This window comes from Serratia sp. X10 (genome assembly GCF_017811775.1).
Classification (GTDB): Bacteria; Pseudomonadota; Gammaproteobacteria; order Enterobacterales; family Enterobacteriaceae; genus Serratia; species Serratia ureilytica.
The window spans coordinates 560,835-585,029 of record NZ_JAEIOH010000001.1 but is presented as its reverse complement, the minus strand read 5'-3'; the positions used below and the strand labels follow the sequence as shown (position 1 = coordinate 585,029).

The following is a 24,195-nucleotide window of genomic DNA, read 5'->3' as shown; positions in this document are numbered from 1 at the left end:
GTTACGAGCTATCCCCATTGCCGCCAGGCGTACGGCAGGCTAGGCTGTTCAGCTCATGGGCCGCCGTTTGGCGGCTTGAACGTTGCACAGGGAGTCTATTTTATGACGGGTATTTTGCAGTTATTCCAGGCCATCGGACTGGGTTTGGTGCTGCTGTTGCCGCTGGCCAACCCGCTGACCACGGTGGCGTTGCTGCTCGGGTTGTCCGGCAATATGACGCGCGAAGAGCGTAATCAGCAGTCGCTGATGGCCTCGGTTTATGTGTTCTGCATCATGACGGTGGCGTTTTACGCCGGCCAGGTGGTGATGAACACCTTCGGTATTTCGATCCCCGGCCTGCGCATCGCCGGCGGCCTGATCGTCGCCTTCATTGGTTTCCGCATGTTGTTTCCGCAACAAAGCGCCGATGAGGCGCCGGAGGTGGAGAGCAAGTCGCACGAGCTGCGGCATAAGACCTCGGCCAACATCGCCTTCGTGCCGTTGGCCATGCCAAGCACCGCCGGGCCGGGCACCATCGCGATGATCATCAGCTCGGCGTCGAGCGTCAAAGATAATACGCTGGGTTTTGAACCCTGGGTGCTGGCCGTGGCGCCGGTCGCCATCTTCCTGACGGTCGCGGTGATCCTGTGGGCCTGCCTGCTCAGTTCCGGCGCCATCATGCGGTTGGTCGGGAAAAGCGGCATCGAGGCGATCTCGCGCCTGATGGGCTTCCTGCTGGTGTGCATGGGCGTTCAGTTCATCATCAACGGCGTGCTGGAGATCATCTCCACCTATACGCCGGCCGCCGCTTAAGAATCAAAAACGGGCGCGACATCGCGCCCGTTGCCGTTATTTCCCCGCCGGCGCCTGCGCGCCCAAAATGCCCTTGCCTTCCGGCACTTCGGTAAAGCGACTGAGGATCTCGCTGTAGGTCTTGGCCGGATCCAAATCCAGGAACTGCGCCGGATAGATAAACTTCGCCAGATACTCCAGCCCGACGATGTTGTACGGGTGGTTGTAGAAGTTATGGTAGATGCCGTAGAACCGCCCTTCCTTCACCGCCGACACCTGCGAGAACCCCGGGCGCTGCTTCATGCGGTTGAAGGCCTCATCCACCTGCTGCTGCGTCACGCCATAGCCGAACGGCACCGCGGCATTGGTCTTGCTGGCCCACTGCGAGCCGGAAACGATATACGCATCCGGTTTCATGCTGATCACTTTTTCCAGCGCCACGTCGCCGGTCGCGCCCGGCAGCAGCGCAGAACCGATGTTGCGCGCGCCGACCGCCTCGACCAACGCGCCCCAGCCGACGTGCGCATGGGTGAAGCAGCAGGATTCCAGGCCATTCAGGCCGGCCTTGGCTTCGAAGAACACCAACGGTTTGGGTTCCACCGCCTGCGTTTTGGCCAGAATGGCCTGATAATGCTGCTGATAATAATCGGTATATTGCTTGGCTTCGCTTTCACGGTTGAGGGTTTCCCCCAACAGCGTCACGCTTTTCGGCGTGTTTTCCACCGGCTTGAGCATGGTATCGATAAACAACACCGGCACGTTCAGCGCCTTCAGCTTATCCAACACGCCGGTTTGGCTCAGCGAAGGCTTGGAGCGCAGCTGGGCGATCATCAGATCGGGGCGCTTGGCGATCACGCTCTCCAGATTCACTTCGCCTTTATCGCTGAATCCCATGTCGATGATGTTTTTCGCCGCCGGCCATTTGCTCTGCAAGATTTCCCAGGTCGCCGCGTCGCTTTTCTTCAGTAGGTTATTCCAAGCCACCAGCCGGCCGAACGGGTTAGCGCGATCGAGCAGCGCCAGCGTGAGAATGTCGCGCCCGTCCTGCACCACGATGCGTTTCGGCTCCTGCGGGAGGGTAACCGTCTGGCCGGAGGTGTCGGTCAGGGTCAACGGATAGGTAGTGGCCATCGCCGGAGAGGCGAGTAAGGCGGCGCAAACCAGCGCCGGCAAAGTGATTCGACGGTGCACGAAAGACTCCTTAGTCATGAATACATTCAGGAAATACTAATGAGAATCGCTTGCATTATCAAAGATAACGCCCGGCATGCCGGCGATTAATTGCAAAGGGATGTGTAAAGGAAGGATAAAAGGCGCGCCGGAGGCGGCGCGCCCAGGGGATCACATCAGGCCGTAGATCAACGCCGAGAGCGCGATCAGCCCCATCACCAGCACGAAGACGTTGCTCGCCGCGCGATATTGGCGCATGGCCGGCACCGCACGCACAGCGTACATCGGCAGGATGAACAGGATCGCCGCAATCAGCGGGCCGCTGATGGTTTCGATGATATGCAGCGCGCTGGGGTTCCACACCGTCGCCGCCCAGGTGAGCAGGAACAGCGACACCGCCGAGATGCGGTGCGTCATGCGCGAGCTGAGCGGCTTGCCGACCGCGCGCGTGACGCCGTCGATCAGGCTGGTCGCCCCTTCAGTCACCCCCAGCGAGGTGCCGAGATAGGATTTGGCCATCGCCAGCATCGCCATCACCGGGCCAAGGTAGGCGATCAGCGGGTTGGAGAACTTGTTGGCCAGCGTGGTCAGCACCGTGATGTTCTGCTCTTTCGCCTGCAGCATGTCTTCATGAGACAGGCTCAGCACGCAGCTGAACACGAAGAACAGCACGGTAACGCAGATCAGCACATAGCTGTAGCGCATGATGCGCGCACAGCGGCGTTCCGCCTTGTCGCCGTACAGGCTCTTCTGGGTCGAGGCGAAGGAAGAGATGATCGGCGCATGGCTGAAGGAAAACACCATCACCGGCACGGCCAGCCACAGCGAATGCCACAACCCCGGCGTGTCGAAGCGGGTGGCGGCCAGGCCATGCACGAAGTTGGCAGTATTCCAGCTCGGCATCAGATAGAGCGAAATGCCCATCAGGAACACCAGCAGTGGGAACACCAGCATGCCCATCGCCGCTACGATACTGTCTTTGCCGCGCAGCAGCACCAGATTGAGCACCACCACCACGGCCAGGCTCAGCCAGAGGCGAGGCAGCGGCGCCACATGAAACTGATGGATCAGGAAGCTGTCCAGCGCGTTGGTGATCGAAATGCTGTACACCAGCACGATCGGGAAGAACGCCATCAGATACAGCACCATGATGATTTTGCCGGCCAGCACGCCGAAGTGTTCCACCACCACATCGTGAATGTTGCCGTCGCGGCTGGAGCCGGAAAGCACGAAGCGGCTGAGCGCACGGTGCGGCAAATAGGTCAGCGGGAAAGCGAACAGCGCCATCAACAGCAGCACCAGCGGGCCGTTCAGGCCGGCGTTGATCGGCAAGAACAACGTACCGGCGCCCACCGCAGTCGCATAGAGACCGAACATCCAGACGGTGTCGGTTTTGTTCCATTTGGCAGTCTGAGCGGCCGTCAGCGTGCCTGAATCGGGAGAAATCGTACTCATGAGACAGTCTACCTTAATCTGCGGCGACAACGATTGCGCCTAACGGGATATCCTTCTCCGCGAGTTTTTTAATAATAATCAGTGAATTAAAGCGATATTTCATACTTACGCCTGATGAAAGGACGGCAAAGGATAATGAAAAATCCGCTGCGGGTCTATGTTTTATCGGCTGAACGGACGATTTGCGAACACAATCTGCTGAAAAAGCAGGCGGAAGCAGAAAAACTAAGGGCCCCTTGCGGAGCCCTTAAACGGTTTACTTCTTCGCGTCCGGATGGTCCGGCACCTCGGCGCTGCCCATCTCCTTCTCATCGCGGATCATCGAGCGGTCTTTGCGCACGTCGGCCACGTCGGAGGCGCTCACCGGTTTGGCGCTGTTGCCCCAGCTGGAGCGGATGAAGTTCACCACGTCCGCCACCTGCTGATCGTTCAAACGCCAGCCAAACGGCGGCATGGTGATGTTGGACACCGCGCCCTGCACCGCCGGCGTGGTGTTGCCGGTCAGCACGATATGGATCAGCGAGGTCGCGTCCTCGGTCTGCACCACCGGATTGCCCTTCAGCGACGGGAAGGCGCGCTTGTAGCCCACGCCGTCGGTGCGGTGGCAGGCCGCGCAGTTATCGACATACAGCGCCGCGCCGGGCTTGCTGTCATTCCCGCGCCACAGATCCTTGGCCACGCTGTCTTCGACCGGCGCCGCCTGCTGCTTGCCGTCTTTCGGCGGCAGCGATTTCAGGTAGCGCGCGATGGCGGTCAGATCGTCGTCGCTCAGGTATTGCAGGCTGTGCTCCACCACGTCGCTCATGCCGCCGAACACGATGGCTTTGTCGTTACGGCCGGTTTTCAGGAACTCGGTCAGCTCGGCTTCGCTCCAGCTGCCCAGGCCGTCCTTGCGCTCGCCACGCAGGCTGGAAGCCACCCACCCGTCGATCGGCGCGTTGCTGCCGGACAGGTAGTCGTCGCTTTCGCTGTTGCTCAACGCTTTCTCCTGCATGGTGATGCTGCGCGGGGTATGGCAGGCGCCGCAGTGGCCCAGGCCCTCCACCAGGTAGCGGCCGCGCTCAATCACCGGATCGGCCTTGGCGTCGGCGACAAAATCCGCCGGCGACGGCGCAAACATGCCGCGCCAGATGCTCAGCGGCCAGCGCATCGACAGCGGCCACGGGATGTCGGAGTCCTTGTTGGCCTGCTCCACCGGCTGCACGCCGTGCATGAAATAGGCATACATGGCGCGCATGTCGTCCTCTTTCACCAGCGCGAACGACGGGTACGGCATCGCCGGGTACAGGGTGCTGCCGTTTTTGGCTACGCCCTTACGCACCGCGTTGTCGAAATCCTCGAAGCTGTAATCGCCGATGCCGGTTTTCTTGTCCGGCGTAATGTTGGTCGAGTAGATGGTGCCGATCGGCGTCTCCATCGCCAAGCCGCCGGCGAAGGTCTTGCCGTTCTTGCCATCGGTATGACAGGCCACGCAGTCACCGGCTCGCGCCAGGTACTCGCCACGCTTGATCAGCTCGCTGCTGACGGTGGCGTCCTGCGCCCAAACGGAGAAACTCACTGCACTGAGAACCAGTGCCGGTACAAATGCTTTCATCGTTCGCCGTCCTTATGCCTGCACCAATGGGCCTGGGTTTTTCAGATACTGCTCGCGAATGGCGCGGGCAGACCAGTAAGCCAGCGCCGCCACGGTGCCGGTCGGGTTGTAGCCCAGCCCTTGCGGGAAGGCCGATGCGCCGATCGAAAACACGTTGTGCACGTCCCAGCTCTGCAGATAGCGGTTGACCGCGCTGGTCTTCGGATCTTCCCCCATCACCGCGCCGCCGTTCATGTGGGTGGTCTGGTAGCTGGTGGTATCGAAGTGGCTGTTGGCGTTTTTCGGGCTGCCGGCGATCAGTTTCGGGTTCATCGCCTTGGCGATCGGCGCCATCTTGTCGTACATGAACTGCGCCATCTTGATGTCGTTTTCCTGCCAGTCGAACGTCATGCGCAGCAGCGGCTGGCCGAACACGTTCTTGTAGTTGGGATCGAGATCCAGATAGTTGTTGCGGTACGACTGGTGCGCGCCGTGGGCGTCCATCGACACGTGGTGGGTGTAGGCATCCGCCACCGCCGCTTTCCACTTGCTGCCCCAGGCCGGGGTGCCCGGCGGGGTCGGCAGGCCGGAGATCGGCTTGGTGCCCGCCTGGTTGACCCAGAACGGCGAACCGCCGACGAAACCTTCTTTGGCGTGATCGAAGTTGTCGGCGTTGAAGTCATCCACGCCTACGCCGTTGCCGCCGGCACCGATGAACGGGTTGGTAAAGACGTCTTTATCAAAGAACGCCTTGATGGTGGTCATGTTCTGGTAGGCGAAGTTGCGCCCGACCACGCCTTCGCCGGTCACCGGATCGTAAGGCTTGCCGATGCCGGACAGCAGCATCAGGTGCACGTTGTGGAACTGGAACGCGCCCAGGATCACCAGGTCGGCCGGCTGTTCAATCTCACGGCCCTGCGCATCGACGTAGTTCACGCCGGTGGCGCGGGACTTGTCATCGGTCAGGTTGACCTTCAGCACGTTGGCGTTGGTGCGCAGCTCGAAGCGTTTCTCCATGCGCAGCGCCGGCAAGATGTTGACGTTCGGCGAAGCTTTGGAATACATGTAGCAGGCGTAGCCGCTGCAGAAACCGCAGAAGTTGCACGGGCCCATCTGCGCGCCGTACGGGTTGGTGTAAGAGTCCGAGGTGTTGGCGGACGGCAGGTTATAAGGGTGATAACCCACCTCCAGCGCCGCTTTCTCGAACAGCTGGGCGGAGTAGGTGTTTTTCTGCGCCGGCAGCGGGAAGTCGTCGGAGCGATCCGGCGCAAAGCGGTTGCCGCCCTTCTGCGCCACTTTCTGCCCTTTGATGGTCCAGGCGGTGCCGGAGGTGCCGAACACTTTCTCCGCTTTGTCGAAGAACGGTTCCAGCTCGTCGTAGGTCACGCCGAAGTCCTGGATGGTCATGTCCTTCGGAATGAAGTTTTTGCCGTAGCGCTCTTCATAGTGGCTGCGCATGCGCAGTTCGATCGGATCGACACGAAAATGCACGCCCGACCAGTGCAGGCCGGCGCCGCCGACGCCAGTGCCCGGCAGGAACGCCGCCAGCTGGCGGTAAGGCACCGCGGTCTGGCTGCTGTTGTGGCGAATGGTGACGGTGCTTTTCGACAGATCCTGGAACAGCTTGCGTCGAATGTTATAGGTCAGCTCGTCGATCACCTGCGGATAAGAACCGTCCGGATAGGTGTCGCGCATCGGGCCGCGTTCCAGCGCCACCACGTTGAGGCCGGCCTCGGTCAGCTCTTTGGCCATGATCGCGCCCACCCAGCCGAAGCCGACGATCACCGCGTCTACTTTTTTCATTACCGTTGCCATGGTTAGCCCCTCTCCCCACGAATCGAGACCGGCGGGAAGGGATAACGCTCCCCTCGCTCAACCCAGTCCATAAAATCGGCGCGCGCGCCCGGAAAATTAATCAGCTTCCAGCCAACCATGTCTTTGTTGCCGCCATGGATCGGATCGCTGAAGAAACCTTCACGGGTGTTTTGCAGCAGATAGGAGAAGAACAGTTTCGACGGCAGTTGCTGGAACTCCGCCTCGCCGGACTCGAACTTTTGCAGCAGGGCGTCTTGCTGCGCGCCATCCAGTTCGGCGAAGGGTTTGCCGGCGGTTTTCTTGCTGTAGGCGTCGGCGTCTGCGATGCCGAGGTTGTAGATTTGCTTGGGCACCAGCGGCAGCTGGTAGCCCATTTCCTTCGGCACATCGGGGTTGAACGGCCCCTGCATGTACCAGATGGAACCGGTGGCGTACGGCGTGTTCATCTGGCGATCGATAAACTCCGGCACGCCGGCTTCCAGCGCGCCAGGGCCGCGTTCGTCGGCCGGGATCAGGCGCGCGACGGCGGCCTTGATGAAGGCCCACTCTTCCGGGGTGAAAAAGGTCGGTTGGTAATCGTTCTGCGTTGAAGTGTTCGAGGCAGCGACCGCTGGTGCCGGGGCCGTCAGCGCGCCAACGCCGCTGCCACCAATTACCGCCGCAGGAATTAAGGTCATCGATTTCAACAAGAAATCGCGACGCGAATTGTTGGTTTTATGATTCGACATGTCACATTCCATCCAAAGATAGTCACAACTATTTAACCGCAACCTTGCGATCGATACGGGTTTTTAAAATAATTTGTTACTTATTTGTCTATTTATTGAAGGTCAGAATGCGAGCAAAAGCAAAAATGTTACCGGTAACTTATTGAATGAACGTAAAGATTTATCTGCTAACGTAAATTTAACTTTTTGTGCGGTTTTTCTGATAAGCGATGAGGAAATAACGAAAAATGCGAGGCGGGTCGCGCTCTGAAGCGACAACGGAAAGCAAATCGGCCGCGTTTTGCGGCCGATTCGACAGGATGAAGGGTTACTGCGACATCGCCTGATAAGCGGTGGTCACTTTCCATAAATAGCGCGGCGCCTGCGGTGCCGGGTGCTTTTTCTGGATGTGCTGATAAAACTCATCCGGACTCATCTGATTGATGCGATTAACCGCCACGCGCTTGTCCGAGGAAAAAGTGCGCAACATGGCGCCCGCCCCGTTCACATACGAAACGATGGTGGCGTAACGCAAAGTCTGTGGGTTGTTGATCCCGGCTAGCTGCTGGCTTTGAAGAATATTGATATAGGCCGTTCCCAGATCAATATTGACCGCCGGATCCTTCAGCTCACGCGAGCTGGGTTGCCCGCTTCGTCCTTTCATGCGATAGGCGTCGCGGCCGGCGGTAGAAGCCTTCAGCTGCATCAATCCCACTGCGTTCGAGGTGCTGACCACGTTCGGGTTAAACCCGGACTCCACCTGAATAATCGCTTTAATCAGCGTTTCGTCGACGCCGTAGTTGCTGGCGGCCTGACGAATGTAATCGTTATAAACAACCGGCGTGCCTGTGCGGTTTACCGGTGCCTGCGGAGGGGGTTTTAACCAACCGCCGCGCGTTGTGCCACTGCCTGAAATATTGCTCGCCGTTTGCGGGTCTTTGGCGCACCCCGACAAAAGCAAAATTGCCGTAAGGCAACCTATTTTTGTTTTCACAGAATCCCTCACTCCTTTCAATGAGTTGCGTAGCATATACAACTTGTAAGGACACCTGCAGTAATTTTTTGGACTAATCTCAAGCTATCCATATACCAAGAGGTGATTTATGAGTCAATCTGCAACAAGCTGCTTTGTGGTGACTTTTCGCTATCAGGAAGCGGGACTGACCGACCTGGCCAAGCTGACCGGGCAATTGACCCGTGAAGGTTTTGTCACGTCGGTGACAGACGAAAATGGCGTTCATCATGAGCTCGGCAGCAACAGTTTTGCGTTCATAACCGTTCTGGATCAAGAGGATGTGCAGCGACTGGCGCAGGGGTTCGGGCAGTTGGCGTTAGGAAAACAGCCGGAGGTAGCGATCTGCACCTGTAAGGACTACCTTCAGCGGTTACATACTGATACATAAAATGCTATAACTCCCCGGACGGTATTATTTTTCAGTTGGAGAAATAGCCCCGCCGGCGGTGGGCAAGTGACGCTTGACTTCGCTTCAATTGATATTGATAATCATTTTCATTTGAACCAGGAGACGTCATCATGCCATTGATAACTTGCGCTTTTCGTCGCAGTCGCCCTCCCCGCGCTGCCGCACTGTTACGCCCCTTCACGCTCGCCTGTTTGCTGCTCGGCGCCGCTCTGGTCAGCCAAGCCGCGCTGGCGGAAAAAAAGCTGCGCGTGGTGACCACTTTCACCATCATTCAGGATATCGCCCAGAACGTGGCGGGTGACGCCGCCGTCGTGGAATCCATCACCAAGCCGGGCGCCGAGATCCACGATTACCAGCCCACCCCGCGCGATATCGTCAAAGCGCAGCACGCCGACCTGATCCTGTGGAACGGCATGAACCTGGAACGCTGGTTCCAGCGCTTCTTCGAGAACATCAAGCAGGTGCCGGCGGCGGTCGTGACCGAAGGCATCACCCCGCTGCCGATCCGTGAAGGGCCCTATAACGGCAACCCGAACCCGCATGCCTGGATGTCACCGAGCAACGCGCTGGTCTATATCGAAAACATCCGCAAAGCGCTGGTGGCGCACGATCCGGCCAATGCGGAAACCTACAACCGCAACGCCAAAGCCTACGCAGAGAAAATCGGCGCGCTGGACGCTCCGCTGCGCGAACGCCTGGCGCGCATTCCGGCCGCGCAGCGTTGGCTGGTGACCAGTGAAGGCGCCTTCAGCTACCTGGCGCAGGACTATCAGCTGAAAGAAGTCTATCTGTGGCCGATCAACGCCGATGAGCAAGGCTCGCCGCAACAGGTCCGCCGGGTGATCGACGCGGTGCGCGCCCACCATATTCCGGTGGTGTTCAGCGAGAGCACCATTTCCGACAAGCCGGCCAGGCAGGTGGCGAAAGAGACCGGCGCCAAATACGGCGGCGTGTTGTACGTGGACTCGCTGTCCACCCGCGATGGCCCGGTGCCGACCTATATCGATCTGCTTAACACCACCGTGCAAACCATCGCCAAAGGATTCGATCAATGACCCATGAGCTGTTTGTCCGCCCTGAATTGAATGTGGACGACGTCACCGTGACCTACAACAACGGGCACACCGCCATTCATAACGCCAGCTTCACTCTGAGCGGCGGTTCTATCTGTGCGCTGGTGGGCGTCAACGGCAGCGGTAAATCGACGCTGTTCAAAAGCATCATGGGGCTGGTCAAGCCCACCAGCGGCCGGGTGTCGCTGAGCGACAAACCGGTGGCGGACGCGCTGAAAAAAAACCTGATCGCCTACGTGCCGCAAACCGAAGACGTCGACTGGAACTTCCCTGTGCTGGTGGAAGACGTGGTGATGATGGGCCGCTACGGCAAGATGAATTTCCTGCGCATTCCGTCGCGCGAGGATCGCTTGCGGGTCGACAAGGCGCTGGAGCGCGTCGGCCTCAGCGAGCTGCGCGGCCGGCAGATCGGCGAACTCTCCGGCGGTCAGAAAAAGCGCGTGTTTCTGGCGCGCGCCCTGGCGCAGCAGGGCACGGTGCTGCTGCTGGATGAGCCTTTCACCGGCGTGGATGTGAAAACCGAGAATGCCATTATCGATCTGCTGCGCTCGCTGCGCGACGAGGGGCATCTGATCCTGGTTTCCACCCATAACCTCGGCAGCGTGCCGGAGTTCTGCGATCGGGTGATCCTCATCAACCGCACGGTGTTGGCCGCCGGCCCGACCGAAACCACCTTCACCCAGAGCAATCTGGAGCTGGCATTCGGCGGCGTGCTGCGCCATATCAACCTCTCCGGCCCGGATCTGCACGACGACAACGATCCGCGCACCGTCACGGTGTTGACCGACGATGAACGCCCGGCGGTGTTCTATGGCCACACCAAGAGCGATCCGCCTGCCAACAGTCAGGCCAGGGAGAAACAATCCTGATGCTGGACCTTCTGCTGCAACCTTTCAGTTATAACTACATGGTGAAGGCCATCTGGGTCAGCGCCATCGTCGGCGCCGCCTGCGCGTTTCTGTCCGCCTACCTGATGCTGAAAGGGTGGTCGCTGATGGGCGATGCGCTGTCGCACTCGGTGGTGCCCGGCGTGGCCGGCGCCTATGCCCTCGGCCTTCCCTACGCCGCCGGCGCCTTCTTCACCGGCATGCTGGCGGCGCTGGCGATGACGCTGGTGCGCCACATCACCCGGCTGCGCGAAGACGCCATCATCGGCTTTATCTTCTCCACCTTCTTCGCCGTCGGCCTGCTGATCGTGTCGCTCAACCCCACCTCGGTCAACGTACAGTCGATCATCTTCGGCAATATCCTCGGCATCGCCGACGAAGACGTGCTGCAGGTGGAAATCATCATCGGCGTTTCGCTGCTGATCCTGTGCCTGGTGTGGAAAGATCTGCTGGCGGTGTTTTTTGACGAAAGCCACGCGGTGTCGATCGGCCTGTCGCCGCTGAAGCTGAAGATCCTGTTCTTCACCCTGCTCAGCGCCTGCACCGTCGCCGCGCTGCAAACCGTCGGCGCCATTTTGGTGATCGCCATGGTAATCACGCCGGGCGCCACCGCCTATCTGCTGACCGACCGCTTCAGCCGGCTGGTGATCATCGCCATCATCATCGGCGCATTGACCAGCGGCATCGGCGCCTACCTGAGTTTCTTCCTCGACGGCGCCACCGGCGGGGTGATCGTCACCCTGCAAACACTGGTGTTCCTGGCGGCGTTCTTCTTCGCGCCGAAACACGGCCTGCTGGCGGCAAAACGTCGCGTAGCACAGTCACCAACCGGAGGCCGCTGATGGACACGCTCTACCAACTGCTCAGCGAACCCTTCGCCTACCCGTTCATGCAGCGGGCGATCGTCGCCGCCATCGTCACCGGCGTGGTATGCGCCGTGCTCTCCTGCTATCTGGTGCTCAAGGGCTGGTCGCTGATGGGTGACGCCATCTCGCACGCCGTCTTGCCCGGCATCGTAGTGGCGTTCGTCATCGGCATTCCGCTGGCGATCGGCGCCTTCCTCTCCGGCATCTTCTGCGCGGTGGCCACCGGCTACCTGAAAGAGAACAGCCGGGTGAAAGAAGACACGGTGATGGGCATCGTTTTCTCCGGCATGTTCGCCTTCGGCCTGGTGCTGTTCTCGCGCATCGACACCGACCAGCACCTGAGCCACATTCTGTTCGGCAACATGCTGGGCATCACCGACGGCGAGCTGAAGCAAACCCTGCTGATCGCCGGCCTCACCCTGGCGGTGGTGTTGCTTAAACGCAAAGACTTCATGCTCTACTGTTTCGATCCGCACCATGCGCGGGTGATTGGCCTGCCGGTCAAGCTGCTGCACTACGGGCTGCTGTGCCTGCTGGCGATGACCATCGTCGCCTCGCTGCAGGCCGTGGGGGTGATCCTGGTGATCGCCATGCTGATCGCCCCCGGCATCATCGCCTTTATGCTGTGCCGCCGCTTCGATCGCATGCTGATGGTGGCGACGGTGGTGTCGGTGTTCTCTTGCGTGCTCGGCACCCTGATCAGTTTCCACATCGACGGCGCAACCGGGCCCTGCATCGTCATTGTGCAGGCCGTGCTGTTCGTTATCGCCTTGCTGTACAGTAAACTGCGTCCGTTACAGCGTAACCAAACCGCCCTGAGCGACAGTTAAACGCCCTCCTCTGATGCGGCGGCGCTCTCCGCCGCATCCTGTTTCCTCCGCCCGCTTATCCGTTGTCATCAAGTTGCAACCGGTATTGCGCTTAAATTAATCAATAAGGTATATACTGTGAGCTGGCGGGATGCTGAAAAAATCGCCGCCTTTGACGCCGGCTGTGCGCCGCGTCGTGTTTTCACCGCAGGAAAGACGCTAACCTAATGAATTATCAGGCAGCACAGAGGGGGAAATACCATGTGGCAAGCCGTTAGCCGTCTGTTAAGTGAACATCTTGGCAGCGCAGAGATACGCGAAAGGATTGAACTGCCCGGGGGCGACATTCACCCGGCGTGGCGCGTGAGTTACGGTGACAGCGAGGTGTTCGTGAAATGCGACGCCCGTGAACAACTGCCGATATTCACCGCCGAGGCCGATCAGCTGGCGCTGCTGGCGCGCAGCAAAAGCGTGCGGGTGCCGGAAGTGTACGGCGTCGGCAGCGATCGCGACTACAGCTTCCTGCTGCTGGAGTATCAGCAGTTGAAACCCCTCGACGCCCATGGCGCCTATTGCCTGGGGCAACAACTGGCGCATCTGCACCAGTGGAGCGAGCAACCGCAGTTCGGTCTCGACTTCGACAGCGATCTGACCACCACCCCGCAACCCAACGCCTGGCAACGCCGCTGGTCGGAATTCTTCGCCGAGCAGCGCATCGGCTGGCAGCTGCAGCTGGCGGCGGAAAAAGGCATGACCTTCGGCGACATCGACGACATCGTCGATCGGGTGTATCTGCGCTTGCAGCACCACCAGCCACAGCCTTCCCTGCTGCACGGCAACCTGTGGCCGGGCAACTGCGCGATGACCGCCAACGGGCCGATACTGTTCGATCCGGCCAGCTACTGGGGCGACAGAGAGTGCGATTTGGCGATGCTGCCGCTGTATCCGGAGCTGCCGCCGCAGATCTACGACGGCTATCAGAGCGTGTGGCCGCTGGGGGCCGGATTTATCGAACGCCAGCCGCTGTATCAGCTGTACTACCTGCTCAACCGCAGCAATCTGTTCGGCGGCCAGCATTTGGTGGCTGCCCAACGCGCGGTGGAGGCGCTGTTGCAACCCGAAGCGTCATAACGTTCCGGGGCGCCGAGCGGCGCCCCGTTCAGGGTTCAGGCCGCGCCGGCCAACTGCCCCAACAGGCGGATCACGAACCAGGCGATCACCGCAATCACGATCGGCAGGATATACAGCGGGAAGTACTGCAGGAAGATGGTGTGGTGCGGCAGCGTAATGCGCTCCTCAAGCTGTTGGCGCGTGTGCCCTTCGCTGCCCTTGGCCTGCTCCAGGATCATCTGGTCTTCCAACCCTTCGCGGATGAACTTGACCTGACGCGACATGCGCGCGCCGGAAGCCTGCAGCGCCAGCCCGACGAAGATCAATATATAGATGATGATGAACATCAGATTGGCGCCGCTCAACAGGCTTTTATCCACGTCGGGCACCGGTGAGTTGTACCAGAAAAGGTTCAGGAACGGCGTGTTGAAACGCACCATGTCCACCATCACGTGAACGAAATCCAGCATCACCGCGTTGATGCCCTTGGTTTTTTCACTGTGCTGATAGATAAAACCCAGCACGGAAATCAGCGTCGACAGCAACGCCGGGATAAAAACCACCCATCCGAGAATGCGTTTCAAAATGGCGAGACGCCCGGCCTGTTGATACGTCATGTGTTCCCCTTGTTAGCGACGTAACCGAATCGGCTAAGTCTACCTGCTGTTGGCGAAACTCGCCCACCGTTTTCTTCACTCCCGCTGTGCTACAAGCTTAGCCGAATTAGTCGAAATCAAAAACTTAACGGCGCCGGCACACTATCATTGAAGAGATAACGTTATCCATTCGGGCAGAGGCCGCCATGATTCGACTGATTATCTTATTGCTGGGCGCGCAGGCGCTGCACGGTCAGCGCCGTCTGCTGGTGCTGTTCGGTTGGCTGTGGATAGCCGCAGGGGCGCTGATGCTGTTCGACATACTGCAGGATGGCCGGTCGGTGCTGGCGCTGGATGCGCTGGCGGTCATCCTGGCGCTGGAGGGGCTGGTGGCGGTATCCGCCGCGCTGGTGATCGGCTCTTCGGCCAGCAGGCCGGTGCTGCTGAAAGGATTGGGTTTTGTCTTTATGGCCTTTTTAATGCTGGACGTGCCTGCAGACGATAACATCGTCGCTACCGTGGTGTTTGGCAGCGCGCTGCTGCTTGACGGCGCCGTGCGCATCGCCTCCTCCACGGTGATTCAACACAGTCGATGGAAAGGCGTGGCGCTGGCGGGCGGCGGCGAGATCCTGCTTTCGTTGATGATTTTTGTCGGCTGGCCGGCGCCGCATCGGATGACGGTGCCCTTTTGCCTCGGCGTGATGATGGTGCTTTCCGGCTGGGCCTTATTGCGTATCGCCCGGAGACTGGCAAGCTTCTCTCTGAATCAGCACCCCGCGCGGCAGCCGCCGCAGGCGGCGGATGAGACTGCGCCGCTCACGGTGTATGTCTGGACACCGATTGGTGCGGCTAAAGATCCGCGCCGGCGTTACATCGTCGACCGATACATCGCGGCGGTCGACGGCGGCGGCAATATCTCCACCGGTCACGCCGCCCTGGCGCTCGCGCCGGATGTGTATATCAGTCACTACCCGCTCAACGACATCAGCCATTCCGTTCAGGATTTCCGCCAGTTGTTGCATGCCGGCGAACAGAACAACGTCGACGGGCGTTTCCTGCCCGATCTGGCGGGCGAGATCGCCGCCTGGTGCCCACCGGACAAGAAAATTCAATTCTACCGCTATAACCCGGCGGCGCTGCGCGCATTCTGGCTGCGTTATCGGCAGGACGCCACCTACAATCTGACCCGGCGCAACTGCTCCACCACGGTCATCGGCGCGCTCGACAGCGCGTTGGAAGGCGTGCTGGGCGATAAACATCTGTGGCGCCGTTTTCTGCTGCTGGTGCTCGATCCCAACCTGTGGATGCTGGCGGTACTGCGCAGCCGCGGTGAAAGCATGACCTGGACGCCGGGGTTGGTGCTGGACTATGCGCGCATGTTGCAACAGGTCACCGAGCGTCAACACCAGCGCTGGTGGCTAAAATTGCGCGAGGTGTGGAATATCCTGCGTTTTGGCAAAAGCCAAACGCGCAGGCAAAGGTTTTAGTCTCGTCACCGGCGATGATAAAGTGTCGGGCACATTCACCCGCGCCGGTAGGAGTTAACCGTTAATGGCTTATTCGCAACGCATTGAAACCGCAATTTTTGATATGGACGGCTTGTTGATCGACTCGGAACCGCTGTGGCTGCAGGCTGAGTTGGATATCTTCGGCGCGCTGGGTTTGGATCTGTCCGACCGTCACAAGCTGCCGGACACGCTGGGGCTGCGCATCGATCTGGTGGTGAAGATGTGGTATCAGGCGATGCCGTGGCAAGGGGTTTCACTTGATGAGGTGTCGGCGCGGATTATCGAGCGCGCCATCGAGCTGGTGCACGAGACGCGCCCGCTGCTGCCGGGCGTTCAGCAGGCGCTGGAGCTGTGTCGCAGCCAGGGGCTGAACATCGGTCTCGCCTCCGCCTCGCCGCTGCACATGCAACGGCAGGTGCTGAAGATGTTCGAGCTTGAAGGCTACTTTGATCAATTGGTTTCCGCCGAATACCTGCCGTACAGCAAGCCGCACCCGGAGGTCTACCTGATCGCCGCCGAACGCCTGGGCAGCGATCCGCTGCGCTGCATCACGCTGGAAGACTCGTTTAACGGCATGATCGCCACCAAGGCCGCACGCATGCGTTCCATCGTGATCCCGGCGGCCGAATACCGTCACGATCCGCGCTGGGCGCTGGCGGACCACAAGCTGGACACCCTGGAACAGCTCACCGCCGCCCACTTTGCCTGACCTGCGGCGCCGGCCATCGGCGCCCTGGGTTTGCCGCTCTGCGTCATAAAAGGGATCCGCACCGCAAAATAAACGAAACGCCGTTTCATTTTATTGAATTGGCATGACGTTCTCATTATGCTGCATGGCAGGGAAAGCGACGGCCCGCGGCGCGTTGTCACTGCCACGCAGCGCGATTCAAGGCCGCCGCTTCCTCCCGCCACACGCCGAGCAACCGTCCTTTTTTCTCACCGCCATCCCCCCCCATCGCCCGCTTTTTGTTCTCGCCCGTCAAAATCGATGCTTTGTTACCCATTGCCGTAACAAGCCGTTGTAAAACAGGGAAAAATAAACAATTGGTTACAGGGTAACTGCTTCCACTACTGGGAATTTTCCCATATACTGGATAAATTAACAGTTTACCAGTCGGAATCGCAACAGCATGACCGCGGAAGGACACCTTATATTCTCTGTCGCTTGCGCGATCTTCGCCAAGAAGGCGGAAGTGACGCCAGAGCTGGCTACCGGCGACTGGTGGCACATCATACCCGCCGCGCTGCTGACCTCACTGCTGCCGGACATCGATCACCCCAAGTCGGTGCTGGGCCAGCGTCTGCGCTGGATCGCCATTCCCATCGCCCGCGCTTTCGGCCACCGCGGTTTCACCCACAGCCTACTGGCGATCGCCGGCGGCATGGCGCTGTTTCAGCTTGATGTGCCGCGCAGTTGGCCGATCCCGGCCGACGCGCTGCACGCCATGATCATCGGTTACTTCAGCCATCTGCTGGCCGACATGCTCACGCCCGCCGGCGTGCCGCTGCTGTGGCCGTGCCGCTGGCGTTTTCGCCTGCCGCTGCTCAACTCGCAAAAAGGCAATCAGTTGGAACGCGTGCTGTGCCTCTGCCTGGTGGCGTTTGCCATCTGCTGGCAAGGTGATTTCACCCTCCCGGTGCAATCCTACGTAGAGCAAATCAGAAATATCAGACTCTGATCACAAAAAGTCGCTCAATACATCACCCATGCGTATATAAAACGAACAAAATCACACAAAAAGCTATATTAAATTCCATTTGGATATAAGTGAGCCCCTCAGCAAACTGTTACGATATTTACATCGCGACATACGTGATGCGTAGTCGTTTTTATAAGAAAGATTATTGGAGACATTGGGGATGAATCTTCCGCTCGTGATTAACGTGCTGGTGTTTGTCGCGCTCCTTTTGCTGCTGGCGCAAACCCGCCACAAGCAATGGAGCCTGGCGAAAAAAGTGCTGGTCGGCCTGGTGGTCGGCGTGGTGTTCGGTCTGGGCCTGCAGCTGGTGTACGGCTCCGACAACCCGGTGCTGAAAGAATCCATCAGCTGGTTCAACATCGTCGGCAACGGCTATGTGCAACTGCTGCAAATGATCGTCATGCCGCTGGTGTTTGCCTCGATCCTGAGCGCGGTCGCCAAACTGCATAACGCCTCTTCTCTGGGTAAAATCAGCGTTCTGACAATCGGCACGCTGCTGTTCACCACGCTGATCTCGGCGCTGGTGGGCGTGCTGGTCACCAACCTGTTCGGCCTGACCGCCGAAGGCCTGGTGCAGGGGGCGCAGGAAAGCGCGCGCCTGACGGCCATCCAGACCAACTACGTGGGTAAACTGGCCGATCTGACCGTGCCGCAGATGGTGCTGTCGTTCATCCCGAAAAACCCGTTCGCCGATCTGACCGGCGCCAGCCCGACCTCGATCATCAGCGTGGTGATTTTCGCCACCTTCCTCGGCGTGGCGGCGCTGCAGCTGCTGAAAGACGACAAGCCGAAAGGCGAGCGCGTGCTGGTGGCTATCGACACCCTGCAGGCTTGGGTGATGAAGCTGGTGCGTCTGGTCATGAAGCTGACGCCGTACGGCGTGCTGGCGCTGATGACCAAAGTGGTCGCCGGTTCCAACATTCACGATATCGTCAAGCTCGGCAGCTTCGTGGTGGCCTCGTACATCGGCCTGGCCATCATGTTTGTGGTTCACGCTGTCCTGCTGGCCTTCACCGGCGTTAACCCGCTGAAGTTCTTCCGCAAGGTGTGGCCGGTGATCACCTTCGCGTTCACCAGCCGCTCGAGCGCCGCCAGCATTCCATTGAACGTGGAAGCGCAGACCCGTCGCCTGGGCGTGCCGGAATCCATCGCCAGCTTCTCGGCGTCGTTCGGTGCCACCATCGGCCAGAACGGCTGTGCGGGCCTCTACCCGGCGATGCTGGCGGTGATGGTTGCGCCGACCGTCGGCATCAACCCGCTGGATCCGGTGTGGATCGCCACTCTGGTCGGCATCGTCACCCTCAGCTCCGCCGGCGTGGCGGGCGTGGGCGGCGGCGCCACCTTCGCCGCGCTGATCGTGCTGCCGGCGATGGGCCTGCCGGTGACGCTGGTTGCGCTGCTGATCTCGGTCGAACCGCTGATCGACATGGGCCGTACCGCGCTGAACGTCAACGGTTCCATGGCGGCGGGCACCATCACCAGCCAACTGATGAAGCAAACCGACAAAGCCGTGATGGACAGCGAAGACGAAGTCGAATTGGCTCACCGTTAACGCCTTTCGCGAACGAAAAAACCGGGGATGATCCCCGGTTTTTTTATGCCCTGCGTTCGGTCGTTACGGCCGCTCGCCGTTCGCCAGCCGCCGGTTGATATCGGCGATCACACCCGGCAATTGCGCCAGCGTGTCTATCACATAGTGCGCGCCCGCCGCGTACAGCTTATCGGCGGCGGCCGTGCGACGGCGCTCGATCTCCCCTTGCGGCATTTGGCGATACTCCTGCCAGGTGGCGCCGAACTCGTTGCCGGACAGCGCCAGCCCGACGCTCCACATCCCGGCGTTCAGCCCTTCGGCAATGCCCGGCACCGCGTCATCCACCTTCACACAGTGCGCCACCGCATCAATGCCAAGCGCAATCACGTTTTGCAACGCCATCCACGGCCCCGGTCGCCCGCCGGCCGCGAGATCGTCGGTGGCGACCCAGTAATCCGGCGCGTAGCCGCGCTGCGCAGCGGCAGGCGCCAGCACTTCCATCACCGCGCGCGGATAACCTGAGCAGGAACCGATTTTAATCCCCAGCTCGCGCAAAGCGGCAATCACCTGCGGCACGCCCTCGATGGGATCGGCGAAGTCGACCACTTTGGCGATTTGCAGCGGCATAAACGCTTGATACAGCGCGTCGATATCCTGGTGATTCATCGAGCGGCCCAGCTTCTGCCGCCAGCGCGCGTCAACCGCCGGCAACTTGCCCAGCGCCTCGATGTGTTGCCATTTGCCGAGCCCCATCGGAATGCGCGCTTCCGCCAGGCTGATATCGATATCGAAAGTGCGTTTGAACGCCTCGACGAAAATCTGCGTCGGCGCAAAGGAGCCGAAGTCCACCGTGGTGCCGGCCCAGTCGAGGATTACGGCGTTGATCTGTTTCATGGTCAATCCTTATTGATTCCAGTACATCGCCTGCCCGACGGCCGCCAGCAAACGTTCGATATCCTGCGGAAAAATTTCGCCGATGTTACCGATGCGGAAGCAGTCGCTCTGCGACACTTTGCCGGGATAAATCACGAAGCCCTGCTGCTTCAGGCGCTGATAAAACTCGGCGAAGCGGTAAGTGTCGGCCTTCGGCGAATAGAACGCCGTGATGATCGGCGAATGCAGCGCATCCTCCAGCAGGGTCTCAAAGCCCAGTTCACGCATGCCCGCCACCAGCCGACGCTGATTGGCGTGATAGCGGTTGTGACGCGCGGCAATGCCGCCCTCTTGTTCCAGCTCTTTCAGCGCCTGCGCGAAGGCCAGCACGGTGTGAGTGGGCGACGTAAAGCGCCATTTGCCGGCCTGGTCTTCCATACAGCGCCACTGGGCATACAAATCCAGCGACAGCGAGCGCGAACGGCCGGCGCATTTCTCCAGTTCGCTGCGGCGGGCGATGACGAAAGCAAAGCCCGGCACGCCCTGAATGCATTTGTTGGCGGAGCTGATCAGAAAATCGATGCCCAGCGCGTCCACATCCAGCGGGATACCGCCGAAGCTGCTCATGGCGTCGACGATAAAGGTCTTGCCGTTGCGCGCCGCCAGACCGGCGACCTTCTGCAGCGGGTTGAGCATGCCGGTGGTGGTTTCACAGTGCACCATGGCGATATGGCTGATGCGCGCATCGCTTTTCAGCACCGCCTCCATCGCCGCCACGTCCGGTTCGTTCACCTCGCCGCAGTCGAACGCGTGGTGGTCGATATCCATCAGCCGCGCCATTTCGATCATCCGCGCCCCGTAGGCACCGTTGTTGACGATCAGCAGCTTGTCGTGCGGGCCGATGACCGTGCCCAGCACGCCCTCTACCGCAAAGCTGCCGCTGCCCTGCAGCAGCACCGAGGTATAGCCGGCGGACGGCGTCGCCAGCGCCACCAACCGTTGGCGAACGCGCTGCACCACCCCGAGGTTGTAATCTTCATCCCAGGTGCAGCTGTCATACAGCATCGCCTCTTTCACCGTTTTCGACGTGGTCAACGGGCCGGGGGTCAACAGCAGGTAGTTACGGTCGGACATGTTATTCACCTATTGGTCTATACCAGATTACGCTGATTGTGGCGGCAAATTCCTTCCCAGGTCAAACGGCAAAGCGCGGTGAAACAAAAAATTCATCTGGCTATGTATAATAAGCGGGCCGGAATGCCAGGCCGATGCCATAGCGAGATGAAATGAAAGAACATCCGGGCGATATGCCCCACTATCTGCAGATCAAGGATCAGCTTCAGGCGCGCATCACCCGCGGCGCGCTGCAGGCCGGCGACAAGCTGCCTTCGGAGCGCGAGCTGTGCGCCATCTTCTCCACCACCCGCGTCACCATCCGCGAGAGCCTGGCGCAGTTGGAAGCCACCGGCGCCATCTACCGCGCCGATCGTCGCGGCTGGTTCGTCACGCCGGAGCGGCTGTGGCTGGATCCGACGCAAAACACCAACTTCCACCGTCTCTGTCAGGAGCAAGGGCGCACGCCGCGCACCGCGCTGCTGTCCGGCGAAAAAACCACGGTGCCGCTCGACGTGATGCAGCCGCTGGCGCTCGAACCGTTCGATCAAGTGTATCTGCTGCGCCGGGTGCGCTATGCCGACGGCCGCGCCATCTGCTATTGCGAGAACCACTGCCTGCCGCAACGGGTGCCGGAACTGCTCAGCCACGATCTCAACGGCAGCCTGACCGAGGTTTATCAGCAGCATTACGATTTGATTTACAGCAACATGCACCTGTCGTTCTACCCGACCGCCCTGCCTTATCGCGCCGCCAACGCGCTGGGTGCCATGGTCGGCCTGCCCGCGCTGCTGTTGCGCCGCTTGAATTACGATCAGCACGGCCGCATCCTCGATTTCGATATCGAATACTGGCGCCACGACAGCCTGCGCATCGAAGTCGATACGCTTTAACCCCATGCCCAACGGGGCCTGCGCACGCAGGCCCGCCTTTCTCTCCCGCGTCGTCCTCCCCGTTCCCGGCAATGATATTTTGCTGATTTCATTTGTTTGTCATATTCGCCGATTAGCGTGGCCGCATATCTGGTGTATACCAGTTTCGCATTAACCCGTAACAGTGAGGCTGAAGCTATGAAATTTTCTCGACTGGTCGTGATGACCGCCATCGCACTCGGCTCCGCGCCGCTCTGGGCCGCCGAGGCGGTGGTGACCGTCTACTCCGCCGATGGTTTGCACGACGGCGATCACAGCTGGTATCAAACCCAGTTCGACGCCTTCACCCAGGCGACCGGCGTCAAGGTGCAGTACGTCGAAGGCGGCTCCGGCGCCATCGTGGAACGCCTGTCGAAAGAGCGCAGCAACCCGCAGGCCGACGTGCTGGTGACGCTGCCGCCGTTCATTCAACGCGCGGCGGCGGAAAAACTGCTGCAGGACTTTACCCCGCAGGCGGCCGCGCAAATCGCCGATGCGCAGCCGCAGTTCGTGCCGCTGGTGAACAACTACCTGAGCTTCATCTATAACGCCAAACTGCTGCCGCAGGCGCCCGCCAGCTACCAACAGCTGCTGGACGCGCAGTTCCGCAATAAGCTGCAGTACTCCACGCCGGGCCAGGCGGGGGACGGCACTGCGGTGATGCTGCAGGCGTTCCACAGCTTCGGCGGCAAAGACGCCGGTTTCGACTACCTCGGCAAGCTGCAAAGCAACAACGTCGGCCCTTCCGCCTCCACCGGCAAGCTGACCGCGCTGGTCAATAAAGGGGAGCTGCTGGTGGCCAACGGCGATCTGCAGATGAACCTGACGCAGATGCGCAGCAACCCGAACGTGAAGGTGTTCTGGCCGGCCGGGCCGGACGGCAAGCGCAGCACGCTGGCGCTGCCTTACTACATCGGCCTGGTGCAAGGCGCGCCGCAAAGCGCCAACGGCAAAAAGCTGATCGATTTCCTGCTGAGCAAAGAGGCGCAGAGCAGCGTCAGCGCCATTTCCTACGGCATGCCGGTGCGTAAAGACGTGACCCCGACCGACGATAACTTCAGGCAGTCGCAGGCTGCGCTGCAGGGCGTGGATATCTGGACGCCGGACTGGAATCAGGTGGTGAGCAGCCTGTCCGCCGACATTTCCCGCTGGCACAAGGTGACAGAATGACGCTGACCATGCCTTCTCTTCTCGCTTCCCGCGCTGAGGCGCGGGATAACAGCCGGGACATCGCCGGGCCGTCGGGCATTCAGCTCGACCGTGTCAGCGTGTCGTACCGCGGCACCGAAGTGCTGAAACCCCTGACGCTCACCATCGCGCCCGGCGAAGTGCTGGCGCTGATCGGCCCCTCCGGCTCGGGCAAAACCACCGTACTGCGAGCGATTGCCGGTTTCGTGCAGCCGTCCGCCGGACGCATCGCCATCGGCGATATCGATGTCACCGACGTGCCGCCCTATGAACGCGGCCTGGGCATGGTGGTGCAGAACTATGCGCTGTTTCCGCATATGCGCGTCGAAGACAATGTGGCGTTCGGCCTGCGCGCCCAGGGCAAGCCGCGCGGCCTGACCGCCGAGCGCGTCGAAGAAGCGTTGGCCATCGTCGGCATGTCCGCCTACGCCAGGCGCTATCCCAGCCAGCTTTCCGGCGGCCAACAGCAGCGGGTGGCGATCGCCCGCGCCATTGCGGTGCGCCCCAAGGTGCTGCTGCTGGATGAGCCGCTGTCGGCGCTGGACGCGCAAATCCGCCACAGCATGGTGGAAGAGATAGCCCGCCTGCACCGCGAGCTGCCGGATCTGACCATCCTGTACGTCACCCACGATCAGGGCGAAGCGCTGACGCTGGCGGACAAGATCGGCATCATGCGCGACGGCCATCTGATCGCCCACGGCGAAACCCGCGCGCTGTATCATCATCCGACGAACCGCTTCGCCGCCGAGTTCCTCGGCCGCGCCAACCTGCTGCCGGCTACCGCCCTGGAGACTACCGCGCAGCAAGGCATGACCACCGTCAGCTGCGCCGGCAAAGTGATCGGCTGTTTCACTTATGGCGCACAACGCGGCTTCGACAAGCTGCTGTGCATCCGGCCACAGCACATTGCGCTCGATGCCGACGCCCAGCGCAGCAACTGCCTTATCGGCACGCTACGCGATATTCATTGGCAGGGTGAACTGACGCACCTGCAGTTCGACGCGCAAGGCCACCCGCTGCGCGTGGTCACCACCCATCGCAGCCGGATGCCGCAGATCGGCGAACGGGTGCCGCTCTATTTCGCCCCCGACGATGCGGTACTGATCGAGGACTGA

The 24,195-nt window shown here is 60.4% G+C and carries 23 protein-coding genes; 14 read left to right on the top strand and 9 right to left on the bottom strand.

Going from position 1 to position 24,195, the window contains the following annotated elements; genetic code table 11:
* Nucleotides 1-102 precede the first annotated feature (102 nt).
* On the top strand, nt 103-792 hold the full coding sequence (locus J9788_RS03040) for a MarC family NAAT transporter (RefSeq protein WP_019454910.1): 690 nt from the start codon (nt 103-105) through the stop codon (nt 790-792).
* A gap of 36 nt (nt 793-828) precedes the next feature.
* Here the strand turns inward: J9788_RS03040 and J9788_RS03035 are convergent, their stop codons facing one another.
* The 6 genes from J9788_RS03035 to J9788_RS03010 all read right to left on the bottom strand — a co-directional run bounded on the left by J9788_RS03035 (nt 829) and on the right by J9788_RS03010 (nt 8,485).
* Entirely contained in the window at nt 829-1,962 is a 1,134-nt protein-coding gene (locus J9788_RS03035; protein WP_182264574.1) for an ABC transporter substrate-binding protein, read from the bottom strand.
* A 150-nt stretch (nt 1,963-2,112) separates the two neighbouring features.
* A complete protein-coding gene (locus J9788_RS03030; RefSeq protein WP_089191618.1) occupies nt 2,113-3,396 on the bottom strand; it encodes an HAAAP family serine/threonine permease in 1,284 nt (427 codons plus the stop codon).
* 256 nt (nt 3,397-3,652) lie between these two features.
* Entirely contained in the window at nt 3,653-4,990 is a 1,338-nt protein-coding gene (locus J9788_RS03025; RefSeq protein WP_049239988.1) for a cytochrome c, read from the bottom strand.
* A gap of 12 nt (nt 4,991-5,002) precedes the next feature.
* Nucleotides 5,003-6,784 carry a GMC family oxidoreductase gene (locus J9788_RS03020; protein ID WP_004931432.1) on the bottom strand — a complete coding sequence of 594 codons (1,782 nt, stop codon included), beginning with the start codon at nt 6,782-6,784 and terminating at the stop codon, nt 5,003-5,005.
* A gap of 2 nt (nt 6,785-6,786) precedes the next feature.
* On the bottom strand, nt 6,787-7,512 hold the full coding sequence (locus tag J9788_RS03015) for a gluconate 2-dehydrogenase subunit 3 family protein (protein ID WP_033652465.1): 726 nt from the start codon (nt 7,510-7,512) through the stop codon (nt 6,787-6,789).
* Nucleotides 7,513-7,819: 307 nt separating this feature from the next.
* Nucleotides 7,820-8,485 carry a transglycosylase SLT domain-containing protein gene (locus J9788_RS03010; RefSeq protein WP_025159924.1) on the bottom strand — a complete coding sequence of 222 codons (666 nt, stop codon included), beginning with the start codon at nt 8,483-8,485 and terminating at the stop codon, nt 7,820-7,822.
* 109 nt (nt 8,486-8,594) lie between these two features.
* On the opposite strand from J9788_RS03010, the gene ghoS reads away from it, so the two are divergent.
* The 6 genes from ghoS to J9788_RS02980 all read left to right on the top strand — a co-directional run bounded on the left by ghoS (nt 8,595) and on the right by J9788_RS02980 (nt 13,681).
* Nucleotides 8,595-8,894 carry a type V toxin-antitoxin system endoribonuclease antitoxin GhoS gene (gene ghoS / locus J9788_RS03005; RefSeq protein WP_033642868.1) on the top strand — a complete coding sequence of 100 codons (300 nt, stop codon included), beginning with the start codon at nt 8,595-8,597 and terminating at the stop codon, nt 8,892-8,894.
* A 131-nt stretch (nt 8,895-9,025) separates the two neighbouring features.
* Complete coding sequence (locus tag J9788_RS03000; protein ID WP_227414473.1) at nt 9,026-9,970, top strand: metal ABC transporter substrate-binding protein; 945 nt, start codon at nt 9,026-9,028, stop codon at nt 9,968-9,970.
* Entirely contained in the window at nt 9,967-10,857 is an 891-nt protein-coding gene (locus J9788_RS02995) for a manganese/iron ABC transporter ATP-binding protein (RefSeq protein WP_182264575.1), read from the top strand. The genes J9788_RS03000 and J9788_RS02995 overlap by 4 nt, the downstream gene beginning before the upstream one ends.
* Nucleotides 10,857-11,717 carry an iron/manganese ABC transporter permease subunit YfeC gene (gene yfeC / locus J9788_RS02990; protein ID WP_182264576.1) on the top strand — a complete coding sequence of 287 codons (861 nt, stop codon included), beginning with the start codon at nt 10,857-10,859 and terminating at the stop codon, nt 11,715-11,717. The genes J9788_RS02995 and yfeC overlap by 1 nt, the downstream gene beginning before the upstream one ends.
* Nucleotides 11,717-12,571, top strand: a complete 855-nt coding sequence (locus J9788_RS02985) for a metal ABC transporter permease (protein WP_182264577.1) — start codon at nt 11,717-11,719, stop codon at nt 12,569-12,571. Before yfeC ends, J9788_RS02985 begins: the two co-directional genes overlap by 1 nt.
* Nucleotides 12,572-12,811: 240 nt before the next feature.
* The gene (locus tag J9788_RS02980) at nt 12,812-13,681 is read left to right on the top strand and encodes a fructosamine kinase family protein (protein WP_046898523.1); all 870 of its coding nucleotides are present in this window, start codon (nt 12,812-12,814) and stop codon (nt 13,679-13,681) included.
* Between the two features lie 35 nt (nt 13,682-13,716).
* Here the strand turns inward: J9788_RS02980 and J9788_RS02975 are convergent, their stop codons facing one another.
* Nucleotides 13,717-14,277, bottom strand: a complete 561-nt coding sequence (locus tag J9788_RS02975; RefSeq protein ID WP_046898524.1) for a YniB family protein — start codon at nt 14,275-14,277, stop codon at nt 13,717-13,719.
* A 185-nt stretch (nt 14,278-14,462) separates the two neighbouring features.
* Here J9788_RS02975 and J9788_RS02970 point away from each other — a divergent pair, with 185 nt between their 5' ends.
* The 4 genes from J9788_RS02970 to J9788_RS02955 all read left to right on the top strand — a co-directional run bounded on the left by J9788_RS02970 (nt 14,463) and on the right by J9788_RS02955 (nt 19,016).
* Nucleotides 14,463-15,743 (top strand): HdeD family acid-resistance protein, encoded by a 1,281-nt coding sequence (locus tag J9788_RS02970; RefSeq protein ID WP_046898525.1) that lies wholly within the window; start codon nt 14,463-14,465, stop codon nt 15,741-15,743.
* A gap of 64 nt (nt 15,744-15,807) precedes the next feature.
* Nucleotides 15,808-16,473, top strand: a complete 666-nt coding sequence (gene hxpB, locus J9788_RS02965; RefSeq protein ID WP_046898526.1) for a hexitol phosphatase HxpB — start codon at nt 15,808-15,810, stop codon at nt 16,471-16,473.
* 421 nt (nt 16,474-16,894) lie between these two features.
* The gene (locus J9788_RS02960; RefSeq protein WP_033642861.1) at nt 16,895-17,443 is read left to right on the top strand and encodes a metal-dependent hydrolase; all 549 of its coding nucleotides are present in this window, start codon (nt 16,895-16,897) and stop codon (nt 17,441-17,443) included.
* A 181-nt stretch (nt 17,444-17,624) separates the two neighbouring features.
* A complete protein-coding gene (locus tag J9788_RS02955) occupies nt 17,625-19,016 on the top strand; it encodes an L-cystine transporter (RefSeq protein WP_182264578.1) in 1,392 nt (463 codons plus the stop codon).
* 63 nt (nt 19,017-19,079) lie between these two features.
* Here the strand turns inward: J9788_RS02955 and phnX are convergent, their stop codons facing one another.
* Complete coding sequence (gene phnX / locus J9788_RS02950; protein ID WP_182264579.1) at nt 19,080-19,889, bottom strand: phosphonoacetaldehyde hydrolase; 810 nt, start codon at nt 19,887-19,889, stop codon at nt 19,080-19,082.
* Nucleotides 19,890-19,898: 9 nt separating this feature from the next.
* Nucleotides 19,899-21,002 (bottom strand): 2-aminoethylphosphonate--pyruvate transaminase, encoded by a 1,104-nt coding sequence (phnW, locus tag J9788_RS02945; protein WP_182264580.1) that lies wholly within the window; start codon nt 21,000-21,002, stop codon nt 19,899-19,901.
* Between the two features lie 152 nt (nt 21,003-21,154).
* On the opposite strand from phnW, the gene phnR reads away from it, so the two are divergent.
* The 3 genes from phnR (at nt 21,155) to phnT (ending at nt 24,195) form a co-directional block, all read left to right on the top strand.
* Nucleotides 21,155-21,874, top strand: a complete 720-nt coding sequence (gene phnR, locus J9788_RS02940; RefSeq protein ID WP_069100110.1) for a phosphonate utilization transcriptional regulator PhnR — start codon at nt 21,155-21,157, stop codon at nt 21,872-21,874.
* A 177-nt stretch (nt 21,875-22,051) separates the two neighbouring features.
* On the top strand, nt 22,052-23,062 hold the full coding sequence (locus J9788_RS02935; protein ID WP_182264581.1) for a 2-aminoethylphosphonate ABC transporter substrate-binding protein: 1,011 nt from the start codon (nt 22,052-22,054) through the stop codon (nt 23,060-23,062).
* Nucleotides 23,063-23,070: 8 nt separating this feature from the next.
* Nucleotides 23,071-24,195, top strand: a complete 1,125-nt coding sequence (gene phnT / locus J9788_RS02930) for a 2-aminoethylphosphonate ABC transport system ATP-binding subunit PhnT (protein ID WP_241427830.1) — start codon at nt 23,071-23,073, stop codon at nt 24,193-24,195.